The following is a 21,401-nucleotide window of genomic DNA, read 5'->3' as shown; positions in this document are numbered from 1 at the left end:
GTCATTGGAACAGCTCCACCTTCCTGGCTGGATTGCGTCATGATGGAATCACCGCACCCCTGCTCATCAATGGGGCCATCAACGGAGAACTGTTCCTTGCGTATGTGAAACAGAATTTGGTTCCCACGTTGAAGCCCGGAGATTTGGTGGTCTGTGACAATCTCTCTTCGCACAAAGTCAAGGGCGTCCGCAAAGCGATTGAAGCCTGTGGGGCCGGACTGCTCTACTTGCCACCCTACAGCCCGGATCTCAATCCGATCGAGATGGCCTTCGCCAAATTAAAGTCCCACTTGCGCAGAGCCGCCCCCAGATGTTGGAAGGATCTGATCTCGGCTCTCAAATACGCAATCCAATCCTTCACACCAGAGCACTGCGCCAACTTCTTTGCTCATGCCCAATATGCAGCCAATTGAATCGAAAATGCTCCAATGAACACTTGTGGCAACATGTTAAAATGCAGAATCTTATAACGAAAATCATTTTGACCATGAGGCGATATGGAGTGCGGTGGCAAGTCCGGCAGCAGCCGGGCGCGACACCGCTTTGGATTTTCCGCTAAAGTGCAACTCCGACATGGGTCGTGAGTAAAAAGCGTCCGCCGTGGCGGACGCACTCCAAAATTTCCACGTCCCTCCCCGCTCAAAACACCTTTTTGAAAGGTTTGGGTTCTCGCGATGACGCGACAATATGAATGCAATTTGCTCTAATGGACTTCAGCCGCCGTCAGCCAACCTTTGCGCCAGGGAGGGATTACCGGTGCCAGGGCTACGGTGTGGCGGCCAATCGGGTGGGAGGCGCTTGCTTCAGGCAGGTCCAACGTGTTGAGTTGATGCCGGGAAATAATCTCGGCGATATGGCGGTGGTAATCCGAGTCGGGACAGTATCCGGCCTTTAGAATGGCCTGTACGAATTTGTCCCCGTCGCGGTAATGAAATGCCGAGGCGTAGCGGCCGGATTCCTTGAGAAAATCCGCATAGCCCAGCACAGCCGTGTGGATGTCCGAATACCCGCGGAAATAGGCCATGGTCCTTTGCCCGCTGTCGTGCGTCGCCGTGTAAACCCTGGGCCCTTCCCAAGCTTCGCTTAACGCTTTCAAACCAAAGAAATTATTGTGTTCTACCGCGAGCTGGCTGCGGCCATAGCCGCTTTCATAGATGGCCATCGCCATGGTGGCGGATGCGGGCACGCCATGGGTGGCCTGCACGCGCAGGGCTTCAGGAATCAGCAGAGAAAGAAATTTTTTCTGGTCCCCGTCGGCGGTCTCGACCACGTCATGGATTTTTTTCGCAAGGCCGATCATCTGGGTGGAGGTGTAATAATTGAGCTGTTGCAGCCGGTCGATTTCCTGCTGCAGTTGGGCCATCCGCTGTTCGGCCTCCAATTTCGCCACCTGTGCGCTGTGGAAGACGTGGTAAAAATACGCAAACACGATAATCGCGCCAACCAGTGTGAGGAGCATGCAGGCAAGAGTGTGGTGGAGAATTTTCCTCCATTTGTAGCCCGGGAGGCTGCCTGGGCTCATTTTCCGCTGTTGCGGGAAATTTTTCAAGAGCAGAGACTCGGATAAATAGGCTGCGGACTTCATCGAATATAATTCCGGAAGCATTTCGAGTTCCACCTTGCTGAAAACAGACCTTAATCGCGTACAAGATGACGACAAGGGCCAAGCTGCGAATTCCGGGAGTTATTCACCGCAGTACCGCTAAATAATCAGACAGATGTATAATGGACAGAACCAATAAAAAACAGCAACGATAAGTATCCCAATAGTGTGATTATTTCAAAAAACAAAAAAGGCGCCCCTTTCGGAGCGCCTTTTTGAATTGTGTCTTTTGACCAGACGTTGGATCAATAATCCATCCCGCCCATGCCGCCATGTCCGCCGCCGGGGGCCGGAGGAGCTTCCTTCTCAGGAACTTCGGTCACAATGGCTTCGGTGGTCAGCAGCAGGCCGGAAATCGAGGCCGCATTCTGCAGAGCCGAACGGGTCACCTTGGTCGGATCCACCACACCCGCTTTGACGAGGTCTTCGTATTGAGCGGTTGCGACGTTATAGCCTTCGGCGCCTTTGCGCTTCTTGACTTCCATGACCACGATGCTGCCTTCAACACCGGCGTTGTCGGCCAGGGTGCGGAGCGGCTGCTCGATCGCGCGACGGACGATTCCGGCGCCGATCTTCTGATCGCCTTCCAGCGTCAGGGCATCGATTGCCTTTTGGGCGCGAATGAAGGCTGTGCCACCGCCGGGGACGATGCCTTCTTCCACCGCAGCGCGGGTGGCATGGAGGGCGTCTTCGACGCGGGCTTTCTTTTCCTTCATCTCGGTCTCGGTTGCGGCGCCGACATTGATGACGGCAACGCCTCCGGCGAGCTTGGCCAGGCGTTCCTGGAGTTTCTCGCGGTCGTAATCCGAGGTGGTTTCGTCGATCTGGCGGCGAATCTGAGCCACGCGGCCCTGGATGTCGGTGTTTTTACCGGCGCCTTCGATGATGGTGGTGTTTTCCTTGTCCACGACGAGGCGTTTGGCTTTGCCGAGGTCTTCCAGGGTAACGTTTTCCAGCTTGATGCCGAGGTCTTCGCTGAGGAGTCGTCCACCGGTCAGGATGGCGATGTCTTCGAGCATGGCCTTGCGGCGGTCACCAAAGCCGGGGGCTTTGACGGCGACGACCGACAGGGTGCCACGGAGCTTGTTCACCACGAGAGTGGCGAGGGCTTCGCCTTCGACATCTTCGGAGATGATGAGCAGGGGTTTGCCGCTCTTGGCGACTTTTTCCAGCAGCGGGAGCATGTCCTTCATGCTCGAGATTTTCTTCTCGTGGATGAGGATGTAAGCGCCTTCCAGAATGGCTTCCTGGGCTTCCGCGTTGGTCACGAAGTAAGGAGAGAGGTAACCTTTGTCGAACTGCATGCCTTCGACCACTTCGAGCGTGGTTTCGATGGACTTGGCTTCCTCGACCGTCACGGTGCCGTCTTTGCCGACTTTGTCCAGCGCGTCGGCGATGATTTCACCGATGGTGTGGTCCCAGTTGGCGGAAACGGTTGCAACCTGTTTGATTTCTTCCTTGTCCTTGACCTTTTTGGAGATCTTGGCGAGTTCCTCGACGACAGCTTCGACAGCCTTGTCGATGCCGCGTTTGAGTTCCGTCGGGTTTGCGCCCGCGGTCACGTTCTTGAGGCCTTCCTTGTAGATGGATTCCGCGAGAACGGTGGCGGTGGTGGTGCCATCGCCGGCGATATCGCTGGTCTTGCTGGCCACTTCGCGAACGAGTTGCGCGCCGATGTTTTCATAGCGCTCTTCCAGCTCGATCTCCTTGGCGACGGTGACGCCGTCCTTGGTGATGGTGGGGGAACCGAATTTCTTGTCGAGGACGACGTTGCGTCCCGCGGGCCCCATGGTCGCCTTGACGGCGCGGGCCAGTTTTTCCACGCCGCGCAGCAGGGACTGGCGGGCGGCTTCTTCAAATTGGATTTGTTTTGCTGCCATAATGATGGACTCCTTTGTGGGTTATAAATGTGTTATTCAACCACGCCAAGGATGTCATCCTCGCGCAGAATCAGGTATTTGGTGCTGTCCAGGGTGACTTCCGTGCCGCCGTATTTGGTGTAGAGCACGCGGTCTCCCTTTTTGACCTCGAAAGGGATCAGCTTGCCGGCGTCGTCCCGTTTGCCGGAACCGAGGGCAACGATTTTGCCTTCCTGGGGTTTTTCTTTCGCGGTATCGGGGATGATGATGCCGCCCTTTTTCACTTCCTGCTCCTCGATGGGCTGAACGACGATGCGGTCACCCACGGGTTTGAACTTAATGTCTGCCATAAGTTACTACTCCTTGTTAGGTTTTGTTGGATTATTCGTCCAGTGATAACCCCATCGGAACCGCGCGGAAACCGCGCCGTCCTCCGGGCCTGTCGAAATTATTTCTTCTTGGGTTTCTTGTCCTTGTCCACGACTTCGAAGTCGGCGTCGATCACGTCATCCTCGGCAGGCTTGTGGCCGGCGGGTTTTTCGGAAGGCTCCGCTTCGGGCCCGGGGCTCTCGCCTGGAGCGGCCGCAGCGCCGACGTGTTCCGACGCTTTGCGGTACATTTCGGTGGAAATATCCTGGATCTTTTTGTTCAGCTCTTCGGTCGCCTGCTTGATGGCGTCGCTGTCGTCGCCCTTCAGCTTTTCACGGACCTTGGCGACGAGATCCTCGACTTCCTTTTTCTGCTCCGCGCTGATTTTTTCACCCTGGTCCTTGACCAGTTTCTCGGCGGCGAAAGCCATGTTGTCGGCCTGGTTGTGGATCTCCACTTTCTCCTTGGCCTTGCGGTCCTCTTCGGCGTGCGATTCGGCTTCCTTCATCATCTTGTCGATCTCGTTTTTATCGAGGTTGCTGGATCCGGTGATGGAAATCTTTTGTTCCTTGCCCGATCCGGTATCCTTCGCAGAGACGTTCAGGATGCCGTTGGCATCGATGTCAAAAGTGACTTCGATCTGAGGTACGCCTCGCGGCGCCGGGGGAATGCCGTCCAGGTGGAATTTGCCGAGGGATTTATTATCGCGTGAGAGCGGACGTTCGCCTTGGAGGATGTGGATTTCCACACCGGGCTGGTTGTCTGAAGCCGTGCTGAAGGTCTGGGATTTCTTGGTCGGGATGGTTGTGTTGCGCGGAATCATGGGCGTGGCCTGTCCGCCCAAGGTTTCAATCGCAAGCGAGAGAGGTGTGACGTCGAGCAACAGGATGTCATCAACTTCACCGCGGAGCACGCCGCCCTGGATCGCGGCGCCGACGGCGACGACTTCGTCCGGGTTGACGCCCTTGTGGGGTTCCTTGCCAATGATACGGCGGGCGATGTCGATGATCTTGGGCATGCGCGTCATGCCACCGACCAGGACCAGTTCGTTGACTTGGGCTGTGCTGAGTTTGGAATCCTTCAAACAGGCTTCAACCGGTTTGATGCTCTTTTCAGCCAGGGAATCTGTCAACTGCTCGAGGCGGGCGCGGGTCAGCTTGAGCTGGATGTGTTTCGGGCCCGTCTGGTCGGCTGTGACGAACGGCAGGTTGATTTCGTATTCCTGCGAGGAGGACAGCGCGATCTTTGCTTTTTCGGCTTCTTCCTTGATGCGCTGCATGGCGTCGGACTGGCCACGCAAGTCGATGCCGCTATCTTTTTTGAATTCATTGACAATGTGGTCGATCAGGGCGTTGTCCCAGTCGTCGCCGCCCAGGTGGGTGTCGCCGTTGGTGGCCAGCACTTCAAACACGCCGTCCGCGATGGAAAGGATGGAGATGTCGAAGGTGCCGCCGCCGAGGTCATAGACGGCGATTTTTTCGTCCTTGGTTTTTTCGAGCCCGTAGGCGAGCGATGCGGCCGTGGGTTCGTTGACAATGCGGAGAACTTCGAGACCCGCGATCTTGCCCGCGTCCTTGGTGGCGTGGCGCTGGCTGTCGTTGAAGTAGGCCGGGACCGTGATGACTGCCTGTGTGATTTTCACGCCGAGCTTGGCTTCGGCGTCGCTCTTGAGCTTGGAAAGAATGAAGGAGGAAATTTCCTCGGGCGTGTAGGTTTTGGTTTCGCCGCCGACTTCGACCTGCACGCAAGCGGTGCCGTTTTTGCCTTCAACCACTTTGTAGGGAAGGCGTTTGATTTCCTCGGTGACTTCCGAGAACTTGCGTCCGATCAGGCGTTTGACGGAGAAGATGGTATTTTTCGAATTGGTGACGGCCTGGCGTTTGGCGGCCTGGCCGACGAGGCGCTCGCCGCCTTTGGTAAAAGCAACAACGGAGGGTGTTGTGCGCGAACCTTCGGAATTTTCCACGACGATGGCTTTGCCGGCTTCCATGACGGCCATGCAGGAATTGGTCGTGCCCAGATCGATGCCCAGTACTTTACTCATAAATTAGCTTTTGACTCCGTTGTCGTTAACTTCAGAAAAGTGTGTTTCTACATCCTTACTCATGCAATCCGGGTGCCAACATGGATTTTTCGTCACATATTGATGTTCAACGGCTTATGCAATGTCCGATGTTTCACGGTGCGACAGGATGTCGCTCCTTAGCGACAAAATGACACAGTTTGAAGGCTCACTCGCAGGCTTTGTGGAGCAGATTTTAACATGGATGAACAGGATACACAGGATGATAAAGACAGGTCTCACACGAAGGCGCGAAGGAAACAAAAGCATTTATTGGGTTAGAGCAAGTCGCATGTGTCTTTCCTGGTAAGCACATTCCTTGAACGCTTGTCACCCGGAGTATCTTAGGCTTTAATCGTGGAAGTGAAAAAAAAAATGCGGCAAATCCTCGACGTGCTGCAGGACGAAAAAAAGCTGAGCGAGGACGAAAAGATCCTGTTCGCCTGGTCGCTGGCCGCCACTCCGGAGCAACGCTGGCAAAGAAGCCAAACTGTTCTCCGTTCGCTGAATTGGTTCGCACGCTCCAAAAGGAAAAAATCCCGTTCATGCTGATCGGCATGGGTGCAGCCATCCTGCAGGGATCACCGCAGACTACCCTGGATACGGACCTTTGGGTGGATCTTCCCGAGCGGCAATATGTCCGTTTGCTGGATCTAAGCAAAAAACTGGGCGCCACCATCCTGGCGCGGACGGTCGTGGCCTTGAAGGATGATACCCTGGTGAATTTTTGTTATCGGGTTGATGGATTGCGCGGGTTTCAACGGGAATTGAAAGGATGCAAGACTCTGCGCCGCGGGGGCATCGGGTTGCCGGTATTGCCGCTGGAGCGGGTGATCAAAAGCAAGGAATTTATTCGGCGGGATAAGGATTTGGCCGCACTTCCAGTTCTCAAGGAGGCGCTTCGTCTCCGCAAAAAAACGGAGAAAAAGGGAATTCCTATTTCCTAAGTTGTCTGCTATAGGTTTACTATTTATTATAGACAGGATTTGTTCGATAGAGTCTCTATTAATACACAGCCACCCGTGCTCATGAATCTTGATTCATTCCAATCCCCGGCGAGCATCGTTTTGTTTGTCATATGCCTTTATTGCTTCGTCACGCTTGTCATTTCCTGCTGTGGGTGGCGGCAGTTAGCAATCAAGCATGCCGCGCAGTCAAAGCCGATCGGAACAACCTATCGAAATGTGAGCGGGTGGATTACACCTCTGGGTTCATATCGTCATTGTCTTAACGTCGTCTCGTCTCCCACTGGAATCTACATTGAGACTCAGTTGTTGTTTAGGCTCTTTCACCGGCCACTTCACTTTCCGTGGAGTTGTGTATCCGACATTGATACACATGCAGGTATTCTTTTCCACTATACTAAGCTAACAATCACCGCTGGCGCGCTCAAGTTTCGCATTTATTTGCCAATGCCCGCGGCGTCAGAACTACAAACCCACGTCTCATGTAGAGCAAATGCCTAATATTCTCTTCCATCAGGTAAGTGCATCCCTCCATCACAAACATCCCACATCCCATTCATATCCGAAACCGGATTGATTTGCCGGAGCAGGACCGGTTCCCGTAGTATACGCGTTGTGCGAAAGTTTATTTTTCCATTGCTGATGATAGCCGTTGGATTTGTCGCCTTGGCTCAAAGCCGCGGGGCGGATATGGGGGTGAATCTGCTGATGCCGACGGAAAATCGCAATCTTTTGACCGGCGATCTGGATGCCTTTTATCAGGAAACCGAGATGCACCGCTGCTATGGCGGGCATTATGGGTTTGTGCGCAGTTCCGAGGACGGGCCCCATCCGAGCCTCTACAACCTGTTCCATGAGGGCATTGACATCCGCCCAATCCATCGCGATGCGCAGGGCGAGCCGCTGGATCTCGTCCATGCGGCCGCGGCGGGAGAAGTGGTGTATGCCAATGACGCGCCGGCCAAATCCAATTATGGCCGGTATATCATGATCCGCCATGATCTGCCGGAGGGGACAGCCTACACCACCTACGGGCATCTCGCGCGCCTGATGGTGGAGGAGGGCCGCAAGGTCAATGCGGGTGATGTGATCGGCCGGATGGGCTGGACGGGAAATGTCGGCGCCCGCGAGCGCGCGCACCTGCATTTTGAATTTGGGTTTCGTATCCTGCCGGATTATTCCGAATGGTACAACCGCCTGGGCCGCCCGCTCGGCGAACGAGGGCCGAACCTGCACGGCGAATACAACGGCTTGAATTACATCGGCGTGGACCCCGTCCCGATCCTGATCGCCAGCGCCGCGGGCAAACCGATGACCCTGCGCGGCATTATCAACTCATTGAAGCCAATCCTGCGCGTGCGCGTTCCGGCGGGGAAGGATTTCTTTTGCTGGCAAAAAAACCTGCCGTGGACGGTGGAGGGCGGATTGCAGAAGCCCATGCCGGTTTCGTGGGAGATCGACTGCGACGCGGTCGGCATTCCCGTTCATTTCAAGCCTTCGTCCGTTCCGGTTGAAAAACCGGTTTTGATCTGGTTTGATAACAAGCTGTCGAGGCAGGAAGCCGTCACGCGCGGGCTCGTGGGAAATGGCAAAAACGGGCCCGTCCTGTCCAGCCACGGGCAGAAGTGGTTCAGCCAACTGACGTATATCAGGTGAATGCACACACCAAATTTGGACTGCGGCGGCACGACGCCGCTTTTCATTACGGGCGACATGTTCTCAATGCAAAGTGTCCGCCGCGGCGGACGCACTGCAAAATTTCGACTCTGTGATGACGCATGAGTGCGTTCCCCTCCTCGAACATTTGGGCTGGAAATTTTCACGCCAAATGCCTATCATTTGACCAGTGGCATCTGATTCGCAAGGGGGCCTGCTAAAGCTGCTCAAACCGATGTTGGCGGCGGCGCCGTGTTTTGCCGCGGCCATTTATTTTTTTTCGATCCACGCCCCAAAAGATCCGACGCCGGATGAGAAACTCAAGGAACTTGGTTTTGCGTTTATCGGATTTCTTTTATTTGCCGCCGGGGCGGCTGTTTTGATTTTCCCACTCGGGCGCTTTTTAAGCTCGATTTTTGAATCATTGTTCTGGCCAACGGACACCTATCTGCCGCCGCCGTTGTTTAAATTGGCGGCGTGGTATGTGGAGCAGGGACGATACGCGGAAGCCCTGGCCGAATATGAAAAAATCCTGAAACATCACCGGCACAATTCCGACGCGTACCGCGGCCTGTTGTATGTGCTTCATGCCTGCATGGGCGATGTCCAGTCGGCGGAAAAAATCTACCAGAAGGCCCGCAAAAAAGTCCCTGAAGCCCAGCGTGACGCACTGGCCGCCTATTATCAGGAATTGAAAGAGGGCAGGGCTTCCCCGCCGAATATCAGCGCCGAACCACAGGCTTGATTTCCGGCACGATGAGGCTTGCAATCCTCGCGCGGACATGGTGCTTTTGTCGCCTCTATGCGTATCCGTTCATTTCAGGGGTTGCATCCCCGGGCGGCTGAAGCCGCGCGTGTTGCCTGCGTGCCCTACGATGTTGTGACCAGCGCGGAAGCAGCGGCGCTGGCGGAAGGGAATCCCATCAGCCTTTTGCATGTGATCCGGCCCGAAATCGACCTCCCGGCGGGGACCGATCTTCACTCCGATGCGGTCTATTCCAAAGCTGTTGAAAATTTCCGGCAGTTTCAAAGCGGCGGGATTTTGCAGAAGGAGCCGGGGCCGTGCGTTTATCTGTATCGATTGAAAATGGGCAACCACACCCAGACCGGTGTGACGGCTGTTTTTCATGTGGATGACTACAACAACGACATCATCAAAAAACATGAAAAGACCCGGCCCGACAAGGAAGACGACCGGACCCGCATCACACACGAGCTCAGCGCGAATCCGGAACCGGTGTTTCTCACCTATAAGGATTCCGTGGAGATTGACGCCTTGGTGGCTGAGGCCGCAAAAGGCGCTCCGTTGTATGATTTTACGGCGCCGGATGGAATCCAGCATGCCGTGTGGCGGATTCCCGGTGGTGAAGCGTTTATGCAAGCGTTTGACAAAGTGCCCGTGGCTTATGTGGCCGACGGGCACCATCGCAGCGCCAGCGCCGCGCGGGTGGGGAAGGAACGCCGCCAGGCCAACCCGAAGCATACGGGCAATGAGGATTACAATTGGTTTCTTGCGACCATTTTTCCGGCTTCGCAGTTGCAGGTGTTGCCCTACAACCGCGTGGTATTCGATTTGAATGGCCTGACACCCGAGATCTTTTTAGGAAAAATCAGGGAGCGCTTTGAAGTCAGCGATGCCGCCTCCGGCAAACCGGAGGCCCCGGCGTCGATCCGCATGTATTTGCAGGGCCGTTGGCATGGGTTGCACTGGCAGCCGGACAGCAAGGCCGATCCGGTCTCACGCTTGGATGTCAGCGTGTTGCAGGAGCGGTTGCTGGCGCCGGTGCTGGGGATTGCCGATCCGCGCACGAGCAAACGGATTGATTTTGTCGGCGGCATCCGAGGCACGGCGGAGCTGGTCAAGCGGGTGGATTCCGGGGAAGCGGCGGTTGCGTTTTCGATGTTTCCCGTCACGGTGGGACAACTGATGGATATTGCCGATGCGGGGCAGATCATGCCGCCGAAGAGCACCTGGTTTGAACCCAAACTGCGCTCCGGCTTGTTTATCCATACATTTTAGCCGGTTTAAAATCGCGGGCCGGTTTATTAAGTCGGAAAGCTCGGCTATTGCTATTTAAAGGGACCCCTCTTAAAATAATCGCATGTCCCGGCGTGCCAGTTCCCAGCCAAAGCCATTCTGGTATATATTGGTATTTGGCCTCATTGTGTCCGCGACAGTCGGCGGCTATTATATCTTCCAACAGGTTCAAGACCCTTACCGCGCGGTCCAGGAACTGGAGGTCAACTCCTACATGGAAAATGCCAACAGCCTGCGGGGCAATATTTATAAAATTGAAGGAACCGTGCAGAATTCGCTGGCATGGTCGCCGGCCAAAGGGCGGCTTTTTTCCGTGCAATTGGGCAGTGAGCGAAATTCCGGGTATGTTCCCATCATTGTCCCGCCGGGCCTGAACCATTTGAATATTCAAAAAGGCCAGCGCTTTCGCATGAAGGTTGAAGTGATTGAAAACGGAATTCTTCAAGTGCTGGAATTGCAAAAATCATGAGAGTTTTCACTTTGCTGTTTTTGCTCATGTCGGGTCTGGCGCAGGCGCAGTCTCCCAACAGCGTGGGCGGTGGAGCTGCACAACCCGCGCCTGCGGCGCCGGCGCAAGGTTCTTCCGAATCTTCCTCCTCCGGCCAAGGTCCCGGAGAATCATCCAAATTTCTGGGAAAGGATGTCCCCTTTCTGGACCCGGGCAGCAATACCGTCACCTGGGATGGCAAAGCCTGGAACGTCGCCAACAACCGTTTTTTCCGGGCTCGTTTTGAAAAATATCTAAGCTCGGCCGGGCAGACGGAGAAGGATGACCGGGAATACCAGCAGGTCATCAATGCCATTCTGGACAAACTGGCGCCGGAACAATTGACGTCCAAATCGGTTGATGAAGCGTGGGGTTTGCTGCCCAAAGCCTCCAACTTTGCCATCGACGCGAAGTTGTGCGATTCGCTGGCCAATGCGGTTTACAGCGTTTGGCTGGCAAAAAATGAAAATGACCGTCTGGAAAATGCGAACGCCGCGCTCGAACGCCAGAGGGAATTGCTGACCTGGAACGCCTCGGCGAGTGTCAGTGATGGCTCGCTCGGAGTGGCGCCGAGTGCAAAGGACGCAGCGGCCCTAAAAATCTGGCAGCAGGAAAAACAGATGACGCGCGATCTGCGCATGCAACCGTACGTCGCGCGCCTGGCGGATGTCGAAACCATGCTGAAGGCAAACAGGCTGAAGCGCGAGGCTTCGGAATTGCAGAGCAAAATCCAGTTCCAGGCGTTGATCCTGGATTATTTTCTCCAGCGCAGATTTCAACATGTGTTGATGGCCACGCGTTTTTACCGCGTGGTTTATGGCGACGGGGACAACAAACTTTATGTCGGAAAGGAAAGCGAGCAATCCATCACCAAAATTTCAGGAGCGCCGCCGACCCTTGGCGTTTTGGATTCCCTGTCCAGCGAGGCCATCCGCGACGTGGACGAGGGAGTCGAGGCCTTTAACTTTTTGCTCGATAAAAAGGAAATGGCCGGGGCCTCCGACCGGTTGGGGGAAGCTTTTGCAGTCGGCGAATACATGCCCTCGGTGCGCAATGTGCCCCGGGAGAAAAAGCGCCAGGTTCTGGAGTTCACGCGGAACAACTTTGAGTTGTTGTCGGCCCTTGAAGTGAAGGATTACAGCAAGGCCGAAGAGTTGGTGAAAAACATCCAGGCGGTGGCAAAGGATTTTGACGCGTCGAAACCGCTGGCCGCCATTGAAACAGCGCGGACCGTCAGCTCCATGCATTTGAGCAAAGCCCGCAATGCCGCGGTCAGCGGGGATCGCGCAACGCTGGAAGCGGAACTCAAGGCGGCCACCGAGATCTGGCCCAGGAATCCGGAACTGGCCAAAATTTCCTCGTCCATTTTTTCCCAGGCGGACGTGCAACAACAGGCCCTGGTTGACCTGGATCGCCTGATAAGCCAGAAGAACTATCGCCAGATATTCGACGACAAGGTGCGTTATATTGCGGCCACCGCGCTGTATCCCGAGAAACAGCAGCAGTTGGGGAAAATAATGGAGAACATGCAACTGGTTGAAAGCGGCATCATCCGCGCGAATGAGATTGCGAAGGCGGGGAATTATGCGGGGGCATGGGAAAGCGTGGAACAGGTTTTCAGGAAATTTCCGGACGACAACAAGCTAAACCAGGTGAGGGCCGATCTCACGACCGAGGCTGCGGAATTCGTCCGGAGCTTGCGGGCGGCGCAACAATTGGAAGACAAGGATCAGTATGGATCGAGCCTGGCCTGGTATTTGAAGGCGCAGAGCCTTTATCCCGCCAGTGAATTTGCGGGTGAAGGCGTACAGCGGTTGGTTGGGCAAATCATGCCGGACCGGAAATAATCCAGGTTTTCACCTCTCTGCGGAAACACAATTTTCGTCATCGCGAGAACCCAAACCTTTCAAAAAAGCTGTTTTGAGCGGGAATGAATGTAAGCTGTAGCTTACCGCAACGCGGTTGCGTCTTTCAGCCCAGGGTTGGCGCGAGTCAGCGAGAGCCTACCCTGGGTATCTGCCAAAAATGTTCCCAACTCTGAAGGAGTTCACTCGCGATGCATGTCGGAGTTGTGCCGTGGCGATCCATGTATCTATCTGAACTGCCGGCATCCCCTACATCACTTGAGGCATACCCTCGGTGAGGAAGCGGATCTGGTGCAGCAGGTTTAGCGCTGCGGCGGCTTTCATCAGGCGTTGGGGAGGCTCGTGCATGGGCTCATAGCTGAGCCTGTAGGTGCCATAGTGCATGGGAATGAAGATTTTCGAATGGAGATCCACAAAGGCGTCAAGCGCTTCTTCCGGGCCCATGTGATTATCGCGAAAACTGGGGGGTTGATAGGCCCCGATCGGCAGGAGGGCGATTTCAGGCGCAAATCGCGTTCCGATTTCCTTGAAGCCTTCAAAATACGCGGAGTCGCCGCCGTGGTAGGCCGAGCGGCCCGCGTATTCAATGACAAAGCCGCCGTATTTGCGGTGGTTGTCGAGCAGGGTGCGCGCGCCCCAATGCTTGGCCGGCGTAAAGGTGATTTTCAGGTCCTTGAACTCCAGCGTTTGCCACCAATCCATCTCATGCACTTTTTCAAAGCCGAGGCCGTGAACCAGGCCGGCAACACCGGACGGTACGAGGATCGGCTGGCGGCTGGCGATATTGCGCAGGGTCCGCCGGTTGAGATGGTCAAAATGGGCGTGCGTGATCAACACAAGGTCAATGTCAGGCAGATGCTGGATGGCCAGGCCCGCATGGCGCAGGCGGCGGATGACCAGGAGCCAGTTCGCCCAATTGGGGTCGATCAGAATATTGTGGTTGTGTGTCTGGATAAGAAAGGACGCGTGGCCGATCCAGGTGATGCAGAACTGGCCGGGCTTGAGCACGGGAAAAATCGGGGCATGCCGCGGGCGTGTACCGCGCTTGCGCTGAAAGAACGAAGGAATCAGCACTTCCGTGACAAAATTGCGGTCGCTCCATTTTTGTCTGGGTTGGCCCGGAGAAGTCATGTGCAACCAGCATAGAATCTTCCATGCCTGTTGTTCAATTTGAATTGTGAGACTTCTCTTGCGGTGCCACAATGCAGACCTTGCGCGCAAACGCGCGCAGCCGGTGTACCCATGACTCGGGAAGAGCAGAAGGAAAAAGTGCGGAACGAAATGCGCTCCAGGCTTGCGGCACTGGAACCGGGCTTTTGCGCCCGGGCTTCCGCGGAGATTTGCCGCCGCCTCAGCGCCAGCCCGTTCTGGGCCAACGCCCGAAGCGTGTTGTTTTATTCCGCGCTGCCATCAGAGCCCAATCTTTCCACCCTGGCATTACAGGCATTGGAAGAAGGGAAGAAATGCGTATTTCCAAAGGTACAGGGCCCCAATCTGGAACTTTATCCCGTGGCGGCGCTGTGTGATTTGAAGCGCGGAGCTTATGGGATTTTGGAACCGGAAGACGCCGGCGCAGAGAAGGTTTCCTGCGTGGATCTGGCCCTGGTTCCCGGCCTTGCCTTTGACCGGCGGGGCTTCCGCCTCGGGCGTGGCAAAGGGTATTATGACCGGCTGCTGCCGGGACTCGGGGGGGCGGCTGCAGGCTGCTGCTTTGATCTCCAACGAGTAGATAGACTTCCAGTATTGGGCCATGACGCCCGGCTGGACGGGCTGGCGACCGAGCTGGGAGTTGAACTGTTTGCAGGCGGTTAACCCGGATGCTTCACCCGCTTCTAAAAGCTCCTGCAAAGTGTCCATTCTCAATAGCCGGGCAGAATACGGGAATGCCTGCATCCGGGTTAGACAGCTCTTTATAGCAGCCGGGTTCCCTGTTCCTCCGCCATTTGCTGCCGGCGTGCGCCGGCGAGGGCGTCGATGGCAGTATCAATCAAGGAATAGGCCGAGAGAGCGGCCATGAGAATGATGCCAACCGCAACATAAGCATCGAACCAGGCCCAACCGGCCGCGGAAGCAACAACACTGGCGAGCGCAGCCACTGTGGATATCAGGATATAAAACCCACGGGCCACACCCGCAGCCAGCAAGGGGCTGCTGAGTTCAAAGGCGCGGCCTTTTTTGTAGCCTTGCATGCCATGGTGGATGCCCAGAGACCCCAGCAAAAACAAAATCCCCCACCATGAAAATTTGGGAGGAAGCGTGTGTTGAAAAAGCCTCTCGAACGCACTGCCGAGAATTTCCCAGCAACTGAGGAAAAAAAGGCCAGAAAGCAGAATCGCGGCTAGAATTTCAAATTTTCCCCGATTGTTTGCCTGGCCGGCGGCGGGTTGCCCCAAGGTGTACATCACCACGAGCCCGATGGCGCTCGATCCGCCCTCCAAAAGCGAATGAACGGAGTCGGCCAACACGGCCAGGTTCCGGAGTTTCAAGCCGATCACCAGCTTGCATAAAGTCATGAGCAGTGACACGGCGAGGGACAGCCAAAACACTTCCCGAATCCGTTTGTAGCGAAATTCCATCCCGGTTGCGGATTCTGTTCAAATCCATGAAGGTTGCAACATTGAAACGGGCGCCACCCAGCTCCCCCGTTTTGGGGGTTCCGTGTGGCGTCAAAATCACCGAGAGATATTCAGAATAAATGTAATCCGGAGGTTGCTTCAAGGCGGAGGGTTGCTTAGGATGGCTCGTGGTGTTTTCCTCAAAGCTTGTAACCGCGCAGGATCTGGTTTACACGACAAACTACGTCGAAGGCACGATGACCGTGGCGGATGTGAAAGGCTGGTTTCAGACCCAGATGTCTGTTTTCAGTTTGGGAATTGTGGTCGGGGAGGGGCAATTCGGCCTGATTACGCGCGCGCACCTCGGCCAGCATCTGATCGGCCAGAAAAACGATCCAGCCCTGCTCAAGGCGCCGATTTCAGAAATCATGATTTCCGCCCCATTGGTGGTTGAGGGGCACAAGCATGTCGAAACCGTGGTGAATCATTTGATGGCAACCAAGGGGGCAGAGGATGACTTTTTCAATGACATCATTGTGCATCAAGGCAGTGCCTTTGTGGGGTTGATTTCGGTGCGCGACCTGTTGCTCAACCATATTGAAGGTTTGACGCACCGCATTTCCGCCATGGACGCGCAACTGGCGGCCCTGGCCAAGAAAAACCACGAATTGTTCGACAACAGTTTTCGTCTCGGAAAGCAGGAGACCCGGTTCAAGGAAGTTTTTGAGCATACCCATGTGCCGATTGTCCTGTTCGACGAAAACGGACGGCTTACTGCGGCGAACCCCTGTTTTTTGAGGCTTACGGGATATTCCCACAAAATCGCCGACGGGAAATTGCCGTTCAAAAAGCTTTTTGAAGGCGATTTTCGCGAGCTGTTTCAGGAACTCCTGATGAGATTAAAAGATGCAACAAACCGGGACGAAACAGCCAGCTATAACCTGAGCCTTGTGACCCGGGATGAAGACAGAATGATGGTGGAAGCCTTGGTTGAGCTCACACCCGACGCTCGTTCCATGATGATCAGCATCACGGAGTCCGGCTCCATTACCGCAGCTGAGCGCCCTGCCCGCGTGATTCAAGACGATCTCGAGGAAAGTTCCGGCAGGCCCGGCGGGAAGATCACGCAGGCCATCCGGATGAAGCTGGCTGATTCCAATGTGATGGGGCTTGCCCGAAGCGTGGCCTCCAATCTTATCGACCGTGAAGTTCAAATGGACCGGTTGATGAAGAAGCTGGAAAACATCATCAAAGTCGCGGAACAAATCGAGTCCATTGACGCCCGCCCGCCCGCCGTTCCGGCGGCCCCCAATGCCAAAAATCTGGAGATGACGGGACGATTGGCGGAATTTTCCGTGATCGATCTTTCACAGATTCTGGTCCAGGGTACAAAGACGGGCCAATTGGTCCTTCGAAACACGAGCGGGCACACGGCGGGGTCCATTTATTTTTATTGCGGTTCGATAGTTCATGCAGAATGTTATGATGGAAGTTTTGGCGTGGATGCCCTGCCTGTTCTCCTTGCCTTCCGCGAAGGGGAGTTTGAGTTTGTTTTCAACCAGGGCAGCCCGGCCCACACCATCAGCGGGGATGCCACGGCGATTCTAATGGAAGCCTGCCGGAAGGTTGATGAAATTGCCTGACGAACGCGAGGCAAGCAGTGTAAATTATCCAAATGAGAAAAGCTAATCTTCAACCTTGTGTCGGGATCATCATGGGCAGCTCATCGGATTGGGAAACCATGCGGCACGCCGCGGAAAAGCTCGACAGTTTTGGCGTCCCCTATGAAAGGAACGTCATTTCGGCCCATCGTACACCACAACAAGCCATTGAATATGCCGCCACGGCCGCATCAAGAGGACTGAAAGTCATTATTGCGGGGGCGGGGGGTGCCGCGCATTTGGCTGGTGTCACCGCCGCACTGACCCAGCTTCCGGTGCTGGGTGTTCCGATGGAATCCAAATCGTTGAAAGGGATGGACTCTCTTTTATCCATTGTCCAGATGCCGGGGGGCATTCCGGTGGCCACCTTTGCAATCGGGACGCCAGGCGCCGTCAACGCGGCGTTGTTTGCCGTTGCCATGCTGTCCCTGAGCGACAGTGCGTTAAGCAAGAAATTGGACGCATTCCGCCGGGCACAGACCCAGACGGTTTTAAATGCAAAGCTTCCGTAGGCTTGGATTGGGGGCGGGAATTCGCTTGCCGCGCGCGATATAATTCGCTATGTTCAAAATGTTTTGAACGAAGAAGATCGTCAAATCTGGGAAAAATTCGTCGATCTCGGCGGCCGCTCCGCCCAGCGCCTTGGCTTTGCCCGTTCGCTCGGCCAGATTTATGCCGTTCTTTATCTCAATCCGCATTCGATGGGCCTTGAAAATCTGATGAAATCCCTGCACATCAGCAAAGGCAACGCGAGCATGGGGGTACGCCAACTGGCGGAGTGGGGCTTGATCCGGCGGATCTGGGTCAAGGGCGACCGCAGGGATTATTACGAGGTCAATCCGAATTTCAGCGAGGTGTTGGGCCAATTTTTATCCTCCCTCATCCGGCCCCGGATCGAGTCCACCGGAGCGCAATTAAACGATATGCGCTTGTCTTTGGAAAAGACGGCGGGGAAACTTTCCCCTGAGGGGGAATTCATGAGGCAGCGGATCGCGAAAATGGAAACTTTGCAACGGCGCGCCGCCAAAATCCTGCCGGTATTGGAAAAAATCCTCAAATGAATGCCTTTGAACCTCAAATTTCAGATTTCAATTTTGAAATCGCCAGGTGGCGGGTCATTCACACCCGGCCCCGTTGTGAAAAGAAAATGGACCAGTGGCTGGCCGGACAAGCCCTTGGGCATTATCTTCCCACCCGCCGTGTCCTGCGCAGCTATCCGTCAAAAAAAATCGAGTTTGAATTACCGCTATTCGGCGGTTATGCATTCGGGACATTTTCCGACCTGAAAAAAAAGGCGGTCTATGATTCGGGTTTTGCCGCGGGCGTCCTGGAAGTGGCGGATCAAGGTTCCTTTCTGCGCCAATTGGATGAAATCAAGAGGGTGCTGCAGGCAGGTCTGAGTTTGCAGGAATGCCCCTATTTCCGTACCGGGCAAAAGGTTCGGATCCACGGGGGCGAACTCAAGGGACTGATTGGGATTATAAAACGGGTTGCCGGGAGTACACGGCTGGTTTTGTCAGTGGATTTTTTACAGCGTTCCGTAGCGGTGGAAATTGATTCGCGGCTTCTGAGTCCGGCATTTTAGCGGCGAATTATATTTCTAACATATTGAAAGTGAATGTTTTGTAGATTCGAAAGTTCCGAATTGACCGGCACGGAGTGTGCCAACCCATCCATGCCAGCAGTTTCTAACGATGCTCAGAGGTCCGGCATTTCCGGATGGGTTCCGGGGATTCTGGTGGTGCTCCTATTGGCGCTTCATCTCACCCAGCTCTTTTCGCCACTCAGGTTGAATACCGACGCCGTCAAGCTGCTTTCAATGGCTGTCTCGGCATCCGAGGGGAATGGGTTTTTGTTAAATGGCAAGGCGGCACAGCTCCCTTCTGGGTATCCGTTTGTTGTTGTGTGCCTGATGAAGGCGGGTCTTGGCCATGCCGTCTGGCTTAATGCCCTGAATTGGTTTTGCATGGCGGCGGGAACAGCCTGCTTTGCGCTTTACTTGAGAAAAATTGCGCGCGCATCCACGTCGGAATCGCTTGCGATGATGGCGCTGGTTCTTTCCTCCTGGGTGATCATCAAACATGAAGCGATTCCATTGTCGGATCTTTTATATTTCCTGCTCGTCCAGGCATGCCTTCTGTTGGCGGGACTCGGACGTACGTCAACCGGCGCCGGCAGGGCATTGGGGTACGGTGGCGCGTTGTTATTGGCATGCCTGTCACCCTGGGTCCGGACAGCAGGGTTAAGCCTGATACTTGCGGGCATTTTCGCACAGGCGATTTTTTGGATGCGGATGCGGACTGCAACGACAGGCAAGAGCGTGCCGCCTCTCATGTTCTTTACGGCGGCGGGGCTTGCCGTCACCGCTCTGTTCCTTTGTTGGGCATTTATTTTGAAACACCGGGTTGAAGGAGAACGCAGTTATCTCGATATTTTGATCCGGCAGTTCCACAAGGGGCCTGTGCCTGAAAACATGGGCTTGATAATCCAGCTTCGCTGCTCGGAAATAGCCGGACTGTTTTTAAATCTACCGGGCTCCAAGATCCATTTTCCTTCCCTGTTTCTGCAGGTGGCAGGGCTCTTCCTCTGCATTCCAGTCCTTGGCGCCTGCTTCCGGAAGATCGGTGATAACATCGAACTGGCGGCATATCTGGCAATATACGCATTGATCCTGAGCGTCTGGCCGTTTGCCGACGCGCGCTTTTTTATTCCAGTTTTGCCGTCATTAATTTGGCTGGCTTACCTCGGGATTCGGGAATGGGTTCCAGGCAAATACCGCGATCTCCTGCTAAAGGGCGGATTCGCATATTTTATCGCTACTGGCTTGATTGCGCTGGCCTACAGCTGCTGGCTGTCCTTTTCCGCTGAATCATTTCCCATCCGTTACGGCGATGGAAGCTACCGTGAAAGTTACAAGGCGGCCTGGGGGCAGGCGGCTGATGCGGCCAGGATCAAACCGGATGTGGTAAAACTTTTGAAACAATTCGAGCCAAGGGCGCAAGAAGGGCGATAAAACGATGGAACAAAACATTCTGATCCGCCCGACGCGTTCATGGTCCTTTCCCAACTGGCGCGAGCTTTGGGAATACCGCGATCTGTTGTGGCTGCTTGTGCGGAGGGATTTTATAGCCAAATACAAACAAACCATCCTCGGCCCGCTCTGGTTCATTCTGCAGCCCTTGTTGATGACGTTGATGTTCACGGTGGTCTTCGGCAACGTGGCAAAAATACCCACGGACGGTCAGCCTCCCCTATTATTTTATCTGTGCGGTTTGCTGGGCTGGACCTATTTTTCGCAATGCGCCGGAAGCATTTCGGGGACATTTACAGCCAACGCACATATATTCGGCAAGGTGTATTTCCCCCGGCTGGTCTTACCGCTTTCGGTGCTGATATCCAATCTGTTCGCCTTTGTCATCCAAGCGGCGACGTTTCTGGTGTTTTACGCCTATTACCGAATGCAGGGCATGGCGTCTGCATGGGATGAAAGCCTTTTTCTTCTGCCGTTGCTGTTGCTGCAGTCGGCGGCGCTGGCTCTGGGATTCGGGCTGTGCGTTTCTTCACTGACAACACGGTATCGCGACTTAATGCACGCTCTGGGGCTGCTCATGCAATTGTGGATGTATGCCACGCCGGTGATTTACCCGTTGTCGCAGATCCCGCAGCGCTGGCGCTGGGTGGCGCTGTTCAACCCGATGGTACCGGTGGTGGAAGGATTCAAGCGCATCCTCCTTGGGGCAGGAACGGTCGAACCGCAAGGGGTGGTGGTTTCGCTGGCACTGACGCTGCTGATTTTGGCCGGGGGATTTTTGTTGTTCAGGCATGTGGAACGGGATTTTATTGATACGGTCTGATTCGGAGTTCTTAGTTCGTGGTTCTTGGTTACTGGCTATGAAAATAACGTGTTTTGAGGAAATTGAAGGCCGGAAGCTCGGGCGGTAGCTTGCAAATCAGATTTATGCCGTGGGCAAAACGAGCGCGTTTGCGAAGGATTTTGGACTCAGGGATCAAATCCAACGCGCCGCGGGCTCGGTTATGCATAACATCGCCGAGGGATTTGACGGCGGCAGCAACGCGGAGTTCGTTAAATTCCTGCGCTATGCCCAGCGTTCTTGCCGCGAAGTCCAGAGCCAGCTTTATATCGCCCTTGACCAAGGCTATGTCACGAAACAGCAGTTTGAAGCTCTTTATACTTTGGCAGACCAGACTGCCTTAAAGATCGGAGGCTTCATTCACTATTTTCTCAACAACCAAGAACCAAGAACTAAGAACTAAGAACCC

21 protein-coding genes and 1 pseudogene are annotated in these 21,401 nt (G+C 54.9%); 16 read left to right on the top strand and 6 right to left on the bottom strand.

What is annotated here, in order from left to right; genetic code table 11:
* Nucleotides 1–305 (top strand): annotated as a pseudogene (locus PHD76_04345) (transposase).
* 398 nt (nucleotides 306–703) lie between these two features.
* Here the strand turns inward: PHD76_04345 and PHD76_04340 are convergent.
* The 4 genes from PHD76_04340 to dnaK form a co-directional block, all read right to left on the bottom strand.
* Nucleotides 704–1,606 carry a glucosaminidase domain-containing protein gene (locus PHD76_04340; protein ID MDD5261059.1) on the bottom strand — a complete coding sequence of 301 codons (903 nt, stop codon included), beginning with the start codon at nucleotides 1,604–1,606 and terminating at the stop codon, nucleotides 704–706.
* A 242-nt stretch (nucleotides 1,607–1,848) separates the two neighbouring features.
* Entirely contained in the window at nucleotides 1,849–3,483 is a 1,635-nt protein-coding gene (gene groL / locus PHD76_04335) for a chaperonin GroEL (GenBank protein MDD5261058.1), read from the bottom strand.
* Between the two features lie 32 nt (nucleotides 3,484–3,515).
* A complete protein-coding gene (gene groES, locus PHD76_04330) occupies nucleotides 3,516–3,812 on the bottom strand; it encodes a co-chaperone GroES (GenBank protein ID MDD5261057.1) in 297 nt (98 codons plus the stop codon).
* Nucleotides 3,813–3,910: 98 nt separating this feature from the next.
* Nucleotides 3,911–5,875 (bottom strand): molecular chaperone DnaK, encoded by a 1,965-nt coding sequence (gene dnaK / locus PHD76_04325; protein ID MDD5261056.1) that lies wholly within the window; start codon nucleotides 5,873–5,875, stop codon nucleotides 3,911–3,913.
* Nucleotides 5,876–6,256: 381 nt separating this feature from the next.
* Between dnaK and PHD76_04320 the strand changes: the two genes are divergently transcribed.
* From PHD76_04320 to PHD76_04290, 7 genes are all read left to right on the top strand, one after another.
* Nucleotides 6,257–6,445 (top strand): hypothetical protein, encoded by a 189-nt coding sequence (locus PHD76_04320; protein ID MDD5261055.1) that lies wholly within the window; start codon nucleotides 6,257–6,259, stop codon nucleotides 6,443–6,445.
* The gene (locus tag PHD76_04315) at nucleotides 6,439–6,840 is read left to right on the top strand and encodes a hypothetical protein (GenBank protein MDD5261054.1); all 402 of its coding nucleotides are present in this window, start codon (nucleotides 6,439–6,441) and stop codon (nucleotides 6,838–6,840) included. Before PHD76_04320 ends, PHD76_04315 begins: the two co-directional genes overlap by 7 nt.
* 633 nt (nucleotides 6,841–7,473) lie before the next feature.
* Nucleotides 7,474–8,514 (top strand): M23 family metallopeptidase, encoded by a 1,041-nt coding sequence (locus tag PHD76_04310; GenBank protein MDD5261053.1) that lies wholly within the window; start codon nucleotides 7,474–7,476, stop codon nucleotides 8,512–8,514.
* A gap of 190 nt (nucleotides 8,515–8,704) precedes the next feature.
* Nucleotides 8,705–9,259 carry a tetratricopeptide repeat protein gene (locus tag PHD76_04305; GenBank protein ID MDD5261052.1) on the top strand — a complete coding sequence of 185 codons (555 nt, stop codon included), beginning with the start codon at nucleotides 8,705–8,707 and terminating at the stop codon, nucleotides 9,257–9,259.
* A gap of 57 nt (nucleotides 9,260–9,316) precedes the next feature.
* Complete coding sequence (locus PHD76_04300) at nucleotides 9,317–10,534, top strand: DUF1015 domain-containing protein (GenBank protein ID MDD5261051.1); 1,218 nt, start codon at nucleotides 9,317–9,319, stop codon at nucleotides 10,532–10,534.
* A gap of 82 nt (nucleotides 10,535–10,616) precedes the next feature.
* The gene (locus PHD76_04295; GenBank protein MDD5261050.1) at nucleotides 10,617–11,021 is read left to right on the top strand and encodes a hypothetical protein; all 405 of its coding nucleotides are present in this window, start codon (nucleotides 10,617–10,619) and stop codon (nucleotides 11,019–11,021) included.
* Nucleotides 11,018–12,886 (top strand): hypothetical protein, encoded by a 1,869-nt coding sequence (locus tag PHD76_04290; protein MDD5261049.1) that lies wholly within the window; start codon nucleotides 11,018–11,020, stop codon nucleotides 12,884–12,886. Before PHD76_04295 ends, PHD76_04290 begins: the two co-directional genes overlap by 4 nt.
* A 267-nt stretch (nucleotides 12,887–13,153) precedes the next feature.
* On the opposite strand, the gene PHD76_04285 is transcribed toward PHD76_04290, so the two are convergent.
* Nucleotides 13,154–14,035 carry an MBL fold metallo-hydrolase gene (locus PHD76_04285; GenBank protein ID MDD5261048.1) on the bottom strand — a complete coding sequence of 294 codons (882 nt, stop codon included), beginning with the start codon at nucleotides 14,033–14,035 and terminating at the stop codon, nucleotides 13,154–13,156.
* Nucleotides 14,036–14,146: 111 nt separating this feature from the next.
* Between PHD76_04285 and PHD76_04280 the strand changes: the two genes are divergently transcribed.
* A complete protein-coding gene (locus tag PHD76_04280) occupies nucleotides 14,147–14,716 on the top strand; it encodes a 5-formyltetrahydrofolate cyclo-ligase (protein ID MDD5261047.1) in 570 nt (189 codons plus the stop codon).
* Between the two features lie 98 nt (nucleotides 14,717–14,814).
* On the opposite strand, the gene PHD76_04275 is transcribed toward PHD76_04280, so the two are convergent.
* Complete coding sequence (locus PHD76_04275; GenBank protein ID MDD5261046.1) at nucleotides 14,815–15,480, bottom strand: cation transporter; 666 nt, start codon at nucleotides 15,478–15,480, stop codon at nucleotides 14,815–14,817.
* A 170-nt stretch (nucleotides 15,481–15,650) separates the two neighbouring features.
* Between PHD76_04275 and PHD76_04270 the strand changes: the two genes are divergently transcribed.
* From PHD76_04270 to PHD76_04240, 7 genes are all read left to right on the top strand, one after another.
* Nucleotides 15,651–17,102 (top strand): DUF4388 domain-containing protein, encoded by a 1,452-nt coding sequence (locus PHD76_04270; GenBank protein MDD5261045.1) that lies wholly within the window; start codon nucleotides 15,651–15,653, stop codon nucleotides 17,100–17,102.
* Between the two features lie 32 nt (nucleotides 17,103–17,134).
* Complete coding sequence (gene purE / locus PHD76_04265) at nucleotides 17,135–17,632, top strand: 5-(carboxyamino)imidazole ribonucleotide mutase (GenBank protein MDD5261044.1); 498 nt, start codon at nucleotides 17,135–17,137, stop codon at nucleotides 17,630–17,632.
* 63 nt (nucleotides 17,633–17,695) lie between these two features.
* A complete protein-coding gene (locus PHD76_04260; GenBank protein ID MDD5261043.1) occupies nucleotides 17,696–18,181 on the top strand; it encodes a hypothetical protein in 486 nt (161 codons plus the stop codon).
* Nucleotides 18,178–18,705 carry a hypothetical protein gene (locus PHD76_04255; GenBank protein ID MDD5261042.1) on the top strand — a complete coding sequence of 176 codons (528 nt, stop codon included), beginning with the start codon at nucleotides 18,178–18,180 and terminating at the stop codon, nucleotides 18,703–18,705. Before PHD76_04260 ends, PHD76_04255 begins: the two co-directional genes overlap by 4 nt.
* Nucleotides 18,706–18,795: 90 nt before the next feature.
* Nucleotides 18,796–20,133 carry a hypothetical protein gene (locus PHD76_04250; GenBank protein ID MDD5261041.1) on the top strand — a complete coding sequence of 446 codons (1,338 nt, stop codon included), beginning with the start codon at nucleotides 18,796–18,798 and terminating at the stop codon, nucleotides 20,131–20,133.
* Between the two features lie 4 nt (nucleotides 20,134–20,137).
* Entirely contained in the window at nucleotides 20,138–20,974 is an 837-nt protein-coding gene (locus PHD76_04245) for an ABC transporter permease (protein MDD5261040.1), read from the top strand.
* 100 nt (nucleotides 20,975–21,074) lie between these two features.
* Nucleotides 21,075–21,395, top strand: a complete 321-nt coding sequence (locus PHD76_04240; protein ID MDD5261039.1) for a four helix bundle protein — start codon at nucleotides 21,075–21,077, stop codon at nucleotides 21,393–21,395.
* The last annotated feature ends 6 nt before the right edge of the window (nucleotides 21,396–21,401 follow it).

The sequence above is a fragment of the Candidatus Methylacidiphilales bacterium genome, from assembly GCA_028713655.1.
GTDB lineage: Bacteria > Verrucomicrobiota > Verrucomicrobiia > Methylacidiphilales > JAAUTS01 > JAQTNW01.
Note: the sequence above shows the minus strand (reverse complement) of the source record. Positions and strands in the feature narration are given on the sequence as shown.

What these genes read in the sequence shown, in the direction of transcription:
- PHD76_04340 (MDD5261059.1), bottom strand. Translation starts at nt 1,606, where the DNA reads ATGCTTCCGGAATTATATTCGATGAAGTCCGCAGCCTATTTATCCGAG.
- groL (MDD5261058.1), bottom strand. Translation starts at nt 3,483, where the DNA reads ATGGCAGCAAAACAAATCCAATTTGAAGAAGCCGCCCGCCAGTCCCTG.
- groES (MDD5261057.1), bottom strand. Translation starts at nt 3,812, where the DNA reads ATGGCAGACATTAAGTTCAAACCCGTGGGTGACCGCATCGTCGTTCAG.
- dnaK (MDD5261056.1), bottom strand. Translation starts at nt 5,875, where the DNA reads ATGAGTAAAGTACTGGGCATCGATCTGGGCACGACCAATTCCTGCATG.
- PHD76_04315 (MDD5261054.1), top strand. Translation starts at nt 6,439, where the DNA reads ATGCTGATCGGCATGGGTGCAGCCATCCTGCAGGGATCACCGCAGACT.
- PHD76_04300 (MDD5261051.1), top strand. Translation starts at nt 9,317, where the DNA reads ATGCGTATCCGTTCATTTCAGGGGTTGCATCCCCGGGCGGCTGAAGCC.
- PHD76_04295 (MDD5261050.1), top strand. Translation starts at nt 10,617, where the DNA reads ATGTCCCGGCGTGCCAGTTCCCAGCCAAAGCCATTCTGGTATATATTG.
- PHD76_04290 (MDD5261049.1), top strand. Translation starts at nt 11,018, where the DNA reads ATGAGAGTTTTCACTTTGCTGTTTTTGCTCATGTCGGGTCTGGCGCAG.
- PHD76_04285 (MDD5261048.1), bottom strand. Translation starts at nt 14,035, where the DNA reads ATGACTTCTCCGGGCCAACCCAGACAAAAATGGAGCGACCGCAATTTT.
- PHD76_04280 (MDD5261047.1), top strand. Translation starts at nt 14,147, where the DNA reads ATGACTCGGGAAGAGCAGAAGGAAAAAGTGCGGAACGAAATGCGCTCC.
- PHD76_04275 (MDD5261046.1), bottom strand. Translation starts at nt 15,480, where the DNA reads ATGGAATTTCGCTACAAACGGATTCGGGAAGTGTTTTGGCTGTCCCTC.
- purE (MDD5261044.1), top strand. Translation starts at nt 17,135, where the DNA reads ATGAGAAAAGCTAATCTTCAACCTTGTGTCGGGATCATCATGGGCAGC.
- PHD76_04255 (MDD5261042.1), top strand. Translation starts at nt 18,178, where the DNA reads ATGAATGCCTTTGAACCTCAAATTTCAGATTTCAATTTTGAAATCGCC.
- PHD76_04250 (MDD5261041.1), top strand. Translation starts at nt 18,796, where the DNA reads ATGCCAGCAGTTTCTAACGATGCTCAGAGGTCCGGCATTTCCGGATGG.
- PHD76_04245 (MDD5261040.1), top strand. Translation starts at nt 20,138, where the DNA reads ATGGAACAAAACATTCTGATCCGCCCGACGCGTTCATGGTCCTTTCCC.